The following is a 9,490-nucleotide window of genomic DNA, read 5'->3' on the forward strand; positions in this document are numbered from 1 at the left end:
TCTGTTATGTTTTTTATTCCTTTCATAATTATGTTACGGATTTCAATATATGTAAGTCGGATAGGCATAAATATAAATCGGATTATAATAAATATAAGTCAGACAGCAATAAATATAAATCGGATTGATATAAATATAAATACGACAAGCATAAATATAAATGCGGAACGCATTTATATTTATGCGGAGCAGATATATATAATTGCGATAGCAATATATATAAATCGGGTAGGTAGTTTTATGTTTCTGCTTGTCATATTTATATTTTATGTTCTGTTATTTTTTTCTCTTGGTGAATTCTATTCCTTTTACTTGCGCAAATTGTGGACTGGTTGCGCCGTAAACTGATTTTACGTATTTCTTTACTTCGCTTGCCACGTCAAATAAGCCTGTGTCTGTTCCGTAAATTGTAGTATCTCGTGCAATTCTTGAATTGCTTACGTTGGTGTAAGCTGTTGCAACTGCACTATTTTTGGTAGTTAGGTCGGCTTGCTTTGAAGTTAAGGTTGCAATTTGTAAATCGGTTTCGTTTGGTGTGTAACTTGGTTCAGATTGTAAAACAGAAATGATACCCGCTAAATGCTGAATTTGTTGGTCGTAAGATTGTTGGCTTGTAGATATTGTATTCGGTGCTGGAGCATTTGGGTCGGTTTGTGTTTCTACTGCTTTTGCTCTAACACCTTGCAATTTTTTATTAAATGCTTTTGCGTCTGCAATAATTTCTTTTGTTGCATCGGTTGTTTGCAAAGCGTTTATCAATCTTGTTGAAAGTGATTTTAAATCTTTGAACGCTACAACACGCTCGTTAACTTTGTTGTTGTATGATGTGTTTTTGGTTACAACATCAGCTAAACTCGCTTGTGATGCTGAATATAAAGCATTAAGTTGTGGTAACTTTAATGCGTTTTTACTTGGGTTGTATGTTGCTCCGTAACCTGTTACGAAAGCAATTAAATCTTGGAAGTTTGCAACATTTTTTGCATTTCCTGTTTCTGATGTTGATGCCATATTTTTGGTTTTTAAAGAGTTAGTAAAAACCAAAAATAAATAAATTATTCAATTAAATAGTTAATGTATTTTTAAAATTGGGTTTCTTTCAGAAACTTAATTTTAGTTATTATCAATTGGTTTGGTATAAATTATAGAATTAATCCGTTCAAATTATTATTTATGTATATTTATTTGCATATATGATAATATTATTTTAATATTGCAATAAATAATTTTCAATACAATGGTAAACTGGAATGATAAAGTCAAGAGATTACTAAAGTCAGAATTGGTAAAAAGAGGAATTACTAATTCTGAATTAGTACTGATGCTAAAGGAAATAGATGTAGAAGAAACTAAAGCTAGCATTGATAGTAAAATAAGTAGAGGGTCTTTTAGTGCATCATTTTTTTTTCAATGCCTTTCAGTTATAGGTTGTTCTAAAATTGAGATTGAAGAATATGAAAGTAGTTTACTTTTAGTTGCTGAACCAAGTTCTGAATATAAAATTTTGAAAGATGAAAAATAATACTGTAAAATTTATTGATTTGTTTGCTGGTCTTGGAGGAATTAGACTTGGTTTTGAAAATGCTTTCAAAAGTTTAAATTATAATACTGAATGTGTAATGACTTCAGAGATTAAACCATATGCTATTGATACTTTGGTTAATAATTTTGAACACAAATATATTGTGGGAGATATTTTTGATGTAAAAAATAATCAAATCCCTGATTTTGATTTTTTATTAGGTGGTTTTCCCTGTCAACCTTTTAGTTCAAGTGGTAAGAGACAAGGTTTTGTCGATACAAGAGGAACTTTATTTTTTGAGATTGAAAGAATTTTAAGTGAAAAAAAACCGTATGGTTTTATTTTGGAAAATGTTGAAGGATTAGTAAAACACGATTTAGAATTTAAAACTGACAAAATAGGCAAAACCTTAACTACTATTTTAGACAAATTAAAAAATGAGTTAAATTATAATGTTTCTTGGAAAGTTTTCGATTCTTTAGATTTTGGTTTGCCTCAATCAAGAAAAAGAATTTTTATTGTAGGAACAAAAAATAAGGATATTGATTTGAATGGAAACGAACCTTTTCATAAAACTTTAGATAGTATTTTTGAAAATGGTTTAGATACAATTAAATCAGATTTTGTAGATAAAATTTTAGCGAATTTTGACTTAACAGATTTATATGGTAAATCTATAAAGGATAAAAGAGGTGGCGATAATAATATACATAGTTGGGATATTGGGGCTAAAGGTTTTGTTTCCGATGACCAGATTTTATTATTAAATAAAATTTTTAAAGAGCGAAGAAGAAAACAATGGGCTATAGAAATAGGTATTGATTGGATGGATGGAATGCCACTAACATTAAAACAAATAAATACATTTATGGATATAACAGAAAATGAATTATTAGAAATGTTAGAAGATTTAACTAAAAAAGGATATTTGAAATTTGAATTTCCTAAAAAATTAGTTAAAGAGCAAATGTTGAACGGTGTAAAAACTTTTAGAATTTATGATGAAAGTAAACCTAAAGGATATAATATAGTTGCTGGAAAATTAAGCTTTGAAATTAATAAGATATTAAACCCTAAAGATATTGCACCAACTTTGGTTGCAACAGACGTTTCTCGTTTGGCAGTTCCTGACGGAAATGGATTAAGAAAACTAACAATTAGAGAAGGATTACGATTATTTGGTTATCCCGAATGGTATAACATTAATTGTAAAGAAAGTGATGCTTTTGATTTATTAGGTAATACAGTTGCAGTTCCTGTTGTGGAATTTGTTGCAGAAAAAATTGCTAAATCATTTATCGATTATAATTCAAATCATTCAATTTGTAACGAAATGCCTGTATGTTCTTTGTAATTCTTAATTACATTTTGTAGCCAATGCCCATTTGTATGTCGTGTTTGCGGGTATTGGTATCTTGTGTTATTTAATGCTGATAAAAAATCTTCCTTTCTTTCAAAAGGCTTAAATTTATTTCGTTCAGAATACCAAACAGAAGGTCTAATATTATAAATTATACTTTTCTTTTCCTGAACTTTTAGTGGATATGTTCCACTTGGACAAGCCAATTCCCATATTTTTTTTAAGTAAACATTTTTAATTGTAATTACACTACCATTCATTTGATATGCAAATATTAAATAGTCTGAATCCAATCTATATGAATTTACTAATAATGAATTGCAATATGAATCAAAATTTGCTAAATCAAATCCTGGTCCTCTATCCCAATCAAATGATTTAACTTCTAATAAACCAAGTTTTTGATTGTGCTTATCTAAATAGAAATCTGGAAAAATTTGAGAATTTGTATTTTCTTCAAATTCAACATTTTCTTTCATCATCCAAGCTTTTAACCATTCTTGTAAAAGGTTGCCAACAGTATCTTTAGTTTCGATTGAGATTGTTAAATCTTTCAGAGAAAAATTTATTACTCCGCTTTCTCCAATGATTTTATAATCGTTTACTAATTTAGAATATAATTCTTGTCCTGTTAATTTCATTTGTTATTTACTTTGTCGCAAATGTAAACAATTTTATTATTTTTAGATGTTTATATTTTTAGACAAAAATTTAAGTATTATTGGTTACCGTTCCGTGTAGCTCGAGGGTTTCTGCCAACGTCTTGTGGCTTTGCGAGGTTGCGAACTTCGGAATCGTGGTTTTTCGGCTAAAATAAAATTTCTTGCGAAAGATAAACGTGATTTTACTACATATTTCGCAATCTCGCAAAACCGCTGTTGGCAGTAGCTTTTTTCTTTATAATATTGGTTTTCGCATTGAGGTTTTTCCATTCGACGGTTTTCCTGTCTTGTGACAAAAGTTTTCAGGATAGTTTTCGTTTCCAAATGAAGACCAACTTCTATATGCTTGATATGTAAATGGCTTTTTTAGATTAAATTCTATTTTTTCTCCGGTTCTTATGCAGAAACCATTTATTGGACTTTCTATTTCCGCTCTGTTTGGTCTAATATTTTGTTCTGAACCTAATTCTAGTTCAAAAGGAAAATCGTCTAATATTTTTATTTGACTCTCACGATTCCTATTCCACGAAGAATAAAATTTTTCAGTCGTATCGTGTAAAATGTCAGATTTTATATAATTTTTACCAAGTAATGCACTCAATATTTTTTTTTCAAAAACTGGTCTTTTGATGAAAATAGCTTCACTTTTTTCTGCAAGTTCATAACAAGTTTGCCAAGCTTCATTGTCTGCATTTGTTGTTAATTTGGATAAAATATTTATTTCAGAATAAACTCCAAATTCAATATTGTTTTTAAATGAATAATCATATAAATTTATTGAAGTAATTACTCCTTTTTTTTCATTTCCATAATATTTTGCGTGGAGATTTGGAACATAAACTATACTTATGTTTAGAAATTTTTTAAAATAATCAAAATCATTTTTGCTTAAACTTTTACTAACTTCTCTTTCATTTTTCCCAAAAACAATTAAAATGTGAAGTTTTGGATTATTCATATGCTTGTCAAAAAGTCTTTTGAAATAATCATCAAGTTTAATAAATGGAGAAACAATTAAAAGATTACTTTCTGCTTCCCAAATTATTTCATAAACTGCGTTCTCAAGATTTTCTCCTGTAATAAATTTTGCCATTTTCTATTTCAATTGTCTATTTCTACGATTTTTTTCTAAAGTTACTGCCAACGTTTCGCGGCTTTGCGAGGTTGCGAAATTCGTAACCGAGATTTTTCGGCTAAGATAAAATTTCTTGCGAAAGAAAAACGTGAATTTACTACATAATTCGCAATCTCGCAAAACCGCTGTTGGCAGTAGTAATTATTATTCTATTTCCCTTTATTAACTAAATCACGAGTTGTTTCGAGCATCGTTTTCATCATTTCAGCTGTAGTTTTACTATGACTTTTTGTTTTCTGTCTTTCTTCGATTGGGGTTTTGTAAACACCTAAAACTGCCTCCATAATTAAATTATCTTTACTAGTCAAATCTGAAATTCGACTTGCGTATGCGTCAATAGTAAGTGCAACGGCAGATTTAAATGCATATTCTTCTTGAAAATTTCTTTCTTTACGATATTGATTGATAGAAAATAATAAAATAAAAATTGCTGGAATAGTTTTAATTGTATTGATTGCAAAAGCTTGCCACCAAAGATTTATGTCTGTTATAAGAGCTTGATTTGAAAATAAAATTAGTATCCATATTATCGTTCCGACTGCCATTACTGGAACAGCATTTCTCCAAAACAAAACTGGAGCATTCAATTCTTTTTTTCTTTGATTGAAAGTTTCAAATAAAGAAGCTCCAACTTCTCTTCCAATTAAATCTTCAAGGTATTTAATTCTTTCCTCAAAAAACTCTTTCTTTCCTTCTACAAACTTTAAATGACCTTCATTTGCATTGACTTGAGTCTTAAACTCGTCAATTTGAGAGTTTATAGTTTTTAATCCGACAGATAATTTGATATTTGTGTCAGAATAAATTCCCTCAAGTTCCAATAATTTTTTATCTGTTTGTTGTTTATTTGTTTCTTGTTGTTCTAAAAGTGTTGTTAATCTTGAACTTTGTTCAGTTCCTTTTGTTAGCAATTCTGAAATTTGATTTGTTTGAGAATTACTAGTTGAAAGATTTGTAGTTATTTGAGTTAATTCATCTCTTTTTTGAATAATTAAATTTTGGATTTCCTGTTTATTTTCTTCAAGTTCATTTATTAAAGCTGTAGCTTCTTTTAAATTTCTCGAAATATTTGTTTCTATTAAATTTAATTTCTCCGACAGCTTTTGTAGTATAGGCAAATTTGCTGTTTCTTTACTTATCTTATTTGGTTTGTGATAAAAACCATTTTCCATTTGATATGAGACAAGCCATAAAAGATAAGTTTCTGCTCCGTTTATGTTATTACTTGTGACAGCTTGAATATATGCTTGCATTTGAGCATCGAGATTGGCTGCGCCAAATATCGGATTACTATAATACATTTGCAAGACAAGTGAATTTTCTCTTTCACTAAATTCACTTAAGAATTGTGAAAATACTCTTTTGGACAAATAAATGAATTCTGTTAAATTCATCTGGGTTAGTTCAATGTTTTCTAAATCTTTACGATCAGGATAATTTACATTCACTAGTTGGTCAAAATCCAAACTTTCAAATTGTTTTGCTTCAGATAAAATACTTTGAGTTTGTTGTAAATTCATATTTGTGGATAGTTTTCTTTGTAGTTCTGGTGGATTATTACTGCCAACGTTTCGCGGCTACAAGAAGTGGCGAACTTCGTAACTGCATATTTTCCACTAAGATAAAATTTCTTGCGGAAGAAAAACGTGAATTTACCACATTTTTCGCCATTTCTTGTAACCGCTGTTAGGCAACGTTATTATTATTTGTTTTGATTCCGTCGTAAAAATACTCCAAAATATATTCGTCAAACTCATCTAATTTCACATTTTTCTTTATTTCATTTATACCAATTGAATTAAAAATTTCGATAACATTATGTATTGTTAATTCTTGATTGTAAAAATTTATAATTTTTGAATTATGAATTTTTTTAGAAAGCATTCTTGGTAATCCATATTCTTCAAGTTGAAAAACTACAGTTGGTAAAAATGCGTGAGAAATGTATGCTATAAATTTAGAGATGTCATAATTTTTACCTTTAAGCAATTCTTTTTGAAGTACGTTGACATCTTTTAAAAGAGATGCAAATTTAAAAGTCACATTTTTTTCAAGTTTAAAAAATTCATCAATACCTATATCGTGTGGTTCTAAATCTTTTAATAATTCAGGAATTGATTTGAACCAATTGTTTCGTAAAATTTTAATAAACTCTACAAATGTGCTGTTTTTCGTTTCCCAGTTACCAGGTTGTAAATTAATTATTTTATACAATGATTTATCCCATTGACTTCTAATTGTGGAATTTAAATATGAAAGCCCATTCCAACTTTCAGGATTTATTGACATGTCAATTGCGATTGATTTAATCAATTCTGAATTGCTAGACTGGAAAACAGATTCGTCTTTTAGCCTATTATATACTTCTACACCAAGAATCCCGCCCATTTCATCTTGATAAAGAATGAGTTTAGCGACTTGCTCTCTGGTTAACAACTTGTCATATTTTTGACTGTCTAAATCTCCTAATATTTCTTCTGGGAATTCTATATTTAAAGCAGTTTGTGTATTAACTGGCGGTTTGTCTAAAATATAGACTTTGCCTATAAAATGCTGAAACATTCTACCACTTCTACCAATAATGTTTCTATATGTAAAGTCATTTAGGTTTGAATTTCCATTTTTATTCATCCAAATAATTACATTTTCAGCTGATGTATTTACACCTTCAATAATTGAAGATGTAGAAATTATATTGCTGATACCTTTTTTATCTTCAAATAATTTAACTTGTATTTGACTTAAAGAGCGATGCAATCTGCCATTATGTATTCCAGTTCCTCTTTTTATTAGATTTGTTAAACTCCAATTATAATCGTAATTTTTGCCTAACCAATTTGCAAATTGGTCTAAAAGAATATTGTTTTTTTCCTTGTGTCTTGCTAGAATTAAGTTAGAAACATTTTCAATATTTGTGTAAGTTCCTGCATATATTAAAGATTTTGTTTGCTTTTGGTTTAAAATATTGATTAAAAAATTGCTCTTTAGTTCTGCATCTTTATTTATTTCTTTATATAGTTCAAATTTCTCCAAGAAGACTGTATTGAAGTCTAATTGTATAAATTCCATATCCGCTGTGAAAGGATTGTCTTCTAAAGTGGAAATATTTGGAGCTAAAAAATATTTTTGCTTGGATTTGCTACCAATCTTTATAATTGCTTTGACAAGGCTTGGCGATCTAGTTTTGTCAAATAAACTACTTGCTTTATAGAATTCATCAATAATCATTATATCAAAGAACTCAACTTTCTCTAAATAATTTATAGCTCTTTCTTGTGGAAAAATAAAGATGTTTTTTTCTGCTGGTTCTACTTCAGTAGTTGTAATAATCTTGTATTCATTTGCAAATTTTTTATATAATCGTCTTCTTGTTTCGTCTGTCAATGCAATGGTTGGAACAATAATTATAACATTTTTTGGCTTTCGTATTTTTATAAAAGCGTCTATAACAAAGCTTTTGCCAAAACTTGTCGGAGCGCTTACTGCAATATTTTTGCCTTCAAGAAGTTTTTTTAATAGAAAAGATTGCTCACGATGTAACGTTACTGGTTTTTCTTCTCCAATGTTAACTTTGAAAATTTCATAAATATATCTTTCTTCCCAATTTGAAGTTTCTTGTTGCAAATATGGGAACAAGCCAGTTTCTCTAATTAAATGATTTACTAATGGAGTGTAGTCTAACTTTTGGGTTTTATGAAAATCTAAAAGCTTGATTAGTTCTTCCCTTGCTTCATAATCTTTGTTAGAAATCAGTAAATCGTTTATTTTGCTACAATTATCAAATATTATATCTTCCATAATTAACTTCTATATACTTGTGCTTTCTCAATAAATTTATCTACAATTGGTTTTTTTTCAGGAACTGGAAAAAGAATTATATGAAACTTAATTTCTGAATATAAATCAACATCATTACACTTATTTATTTGTCTTTTAAAGTATTCTGTTGCTCTTTCTTTATGATGACTTATAATTTGGGTTTTGTATTCTTCTGTCAAATGTGTTGTTCCATTTGTAATGTTACATTCATATAACAATAGAATTGGAATATTTAAAATAGGCTTTATTGAATCAATAGATTGCTCTTGTGAAAGAGATTCGATTATTTTTGCTCTCAATTCTGTTGAAATTTCCTCAAAATCATTTATGTCAGAAAGATTAGTAATTAACTTATTTTCTTTCTTTATTTTTCGTAGTGTTAATGAATCTTTTACGGAATCAATGATTACATCTAATCTTGCATTTTCTATTGAATTATAAAATTTAGATTCGCCAAACCATAATGAAAATTCGTTTTCATTTTCAATTACTATATGCACACTATCTGCGCCTTTTGCATTATCTTGTGTATTTTGTTTGTAGAAAATTTTAGGAACAATTGGTAAAGCATTATAATATTTTTTCATTATTCCATAAAGCAAAATTTCAGATATTTCACTTCCTCGTCCAATATCATTTTCACTTTCTGAAAGTCTTAAATTTATTGCAGCTTCTGTTAATAATGAATCTTCTCCCTCAAGCGCTAATGCTTGCCTTTCTCTATAGCTTAAAGCAGTTTCTTTTATATTGTTCCATATAAACTTATGAAATTTAGAATGATGCCAAAATCCATCTTCGAAGGTATTTATTAAACTAAAAACTCTTTTATTTTCAATTGGGGTAAGAGAAGAATCTCCAGTTATTACAGAAAAAGCATCGTCAATTAAAATTTCAAAATTTATCATAGTTTCTTTTATATCGGGTGTTTCTGTATAATGTTGCCTAACGTCTTGGCGCTTGGCGTGGTTGGGGACTTTTGAAACCGAGTATTTTCG

At 28.7% G+C, this 9,490-nt stretch carries 8 protein-coding genes; 2 read left to right on the plus strand and 6 right to left on the minus strand.

Annotated elements, in window-relative coordinates:
- Positions 1 to 276 precede the first annotated feature (276 nt).
- Positions 277 to 1,008: a hypothetical protein gene (locus tag ABI549_RS12350; protein WP_348076770.1), complete on the minus strand. Its 732-nt coding sequence runs from the start codon at positions 1,006 to 1,008 to the stop codon at positions 277 to 279.
- 226 nt (positions 1,009 to 1,234) lie between these two features.
- Here ABI549_RS12350 and ABI549_RS12355 point away from each other — a divergent pair, with 226 nt between their 5' ends.
- Both ABI549_RS12355 and dcm read left to right on the plus strand, forming a co-directional pair.
- The gene (locus ABI549_RS12355; protein WP_348076771.1) at positions 1,235 to 1,519 is read left to right on the plus strand and encodes a DUF6471 domain-containing protein; all 285 of its coding nucleotides are present in this window, start codon (positions 1,235 to 1,237) and stop codon (positions 1,517 to 1,519) included.
- A complete protein-coding gene (gene dcm / locus ABI549_RS12360; protein ID WP_348076772.1) occupies positions 1,509 to 2,873 on the plus strand; it encodes a DNA (cytosine-5-)-methyltransferase in 1,365 nt (454 codons plus the stop codon). Before ABI549_RS12355 ends, dcm begins: the two co-directional genes overlap by 11 nt.
- Here dcm and ABI549_RS12365 read toward each other — a convergent pair.
- The 5 genes from ABI549_RS12365 to ABI549_RS12385 form a co-directional block, all read right to left on the minus strand.
- A complete protein-coding gene (locus ABI549_RS12365; RefSeq protein WP_348076773.1) occupies positions 2,834 to 3,520 on the minus strand; it encodes an NgoBV family restriction endonuclease in 687 nt (228 codons plus the stop codon). The two genes, dcm and ABI549_RS12365, sit on opposite strands and share 40 nt — an antisense overlap.
- 256 nt (positions 3,521 to 3,776) lie before the next feature.
- Positions 3,777 to 4,634, minus strand: coding sequence for a phospholipase D family protein (locus ABI549_RS12370; protein WP_348076774.1), 858 nt, complete (start codon positions 4,632 to 4,634; stop codon positions 3,777 to 3,779).
- Positions 4,635 to 4,825: 191 nt separating this feature from the next.
- Positions 4,826 to 6,196 (minus strand): hypothetical protein, encoded by a 1,371-nt coding sequence (locus tag ABI549_RS12375; RefSeq protein ID WP_348076775.1) that lies wholly within the window; start codon positions 6,194 to 6,196, stop codon positions 4,826 to 4,828.
- Between the two features lie 166 nt (positions 6,197 to 6,362).
- Positions 6,363 to 8,474: a DEAD/DEAH box helicase gene (locus tag ABI549_RS12380; RefSeq protein WP_348076776.1), complete on the minus strand. Its 2,112-nt coding sequence runs from the start codon at positions 8,472 to 8,474 to the stop codon at positions 6,363 to 6,365.
- A 2-nt stretch (positions 8,475 to 8,476) separates the two neighbouring features.
- A partial coding sequence (locus ABI549_RS12385) for a DUF1837 domain-containing protein (RefSeq protein WP_348076777.1) occupies positions 8,477 to 9,490 on the minus strand: 1,014 nt, incomplete at its 5' end.

It is taken from the genome of Flavobacterium sp., assembly GCF_039932285.1.
In the GTDB taxonomy this organism is placed as follows: Bacteria; Bacteroidota; Bacteroidia; order Flavobacteriales; family Flavobacteriaceae; genus Flavobacterium.

What these genes read in the sequence shown, in the direction of transcription:
- ABI549_RS12375 (WP_348076775.1), bottom strand. Translation starts at nt 6,196, where the DNA reads ATGAATTTACAACAAACTCAAAGTATTTTATCTGAAGCAAAACAATTT.
- ABI549_RS12380 (WP_348076776.1), bottom strand. Translation starts at nt 8,474, where the DNA reads ATGGAAGATATAATATTTGATAATTGTAGCAAAATAAACGATTTACTG.
- ABI549_RS12355 (WP_348076771.1), top strand. Translation starts at nt 1,235, where the DNA reads ATGGTAAACTGGAATGATAAAGTCAAGAGATTACTAAAGTCAGAATTG.
- dcm (WP_348076772.1), top strand. Translation starts at nt 1,509, where the DNA reads ATGAAAAATAATACTGTAAAATTTATTGATTTGTTTGCTGGTCTTGGA.
- ABI549_RS12365 (WP_348076773.1), bottom strand. Translation starts at nt 3,520, where the DNA reads ATGAAATTAACAGGACAAGAATTATATTCTAAATTAGTAAACGATTAT.
- ABI549_RS12370 (WP_348076774.1), bottom strand. Translation starts at nt 4,634, where the DNA reads ATGGCAAAATTTATTACAGGAGAAAATCTTGAGAACGCAGTTTATGAA.
- ABI549_RS12350 (WP_348076770.1), bottom strand. Translation starts at nt 1,008, where the DNA reads ATGGCATCAACATCAGAAACAGGAAATGCAAAAAATGTTGCAAACTTC.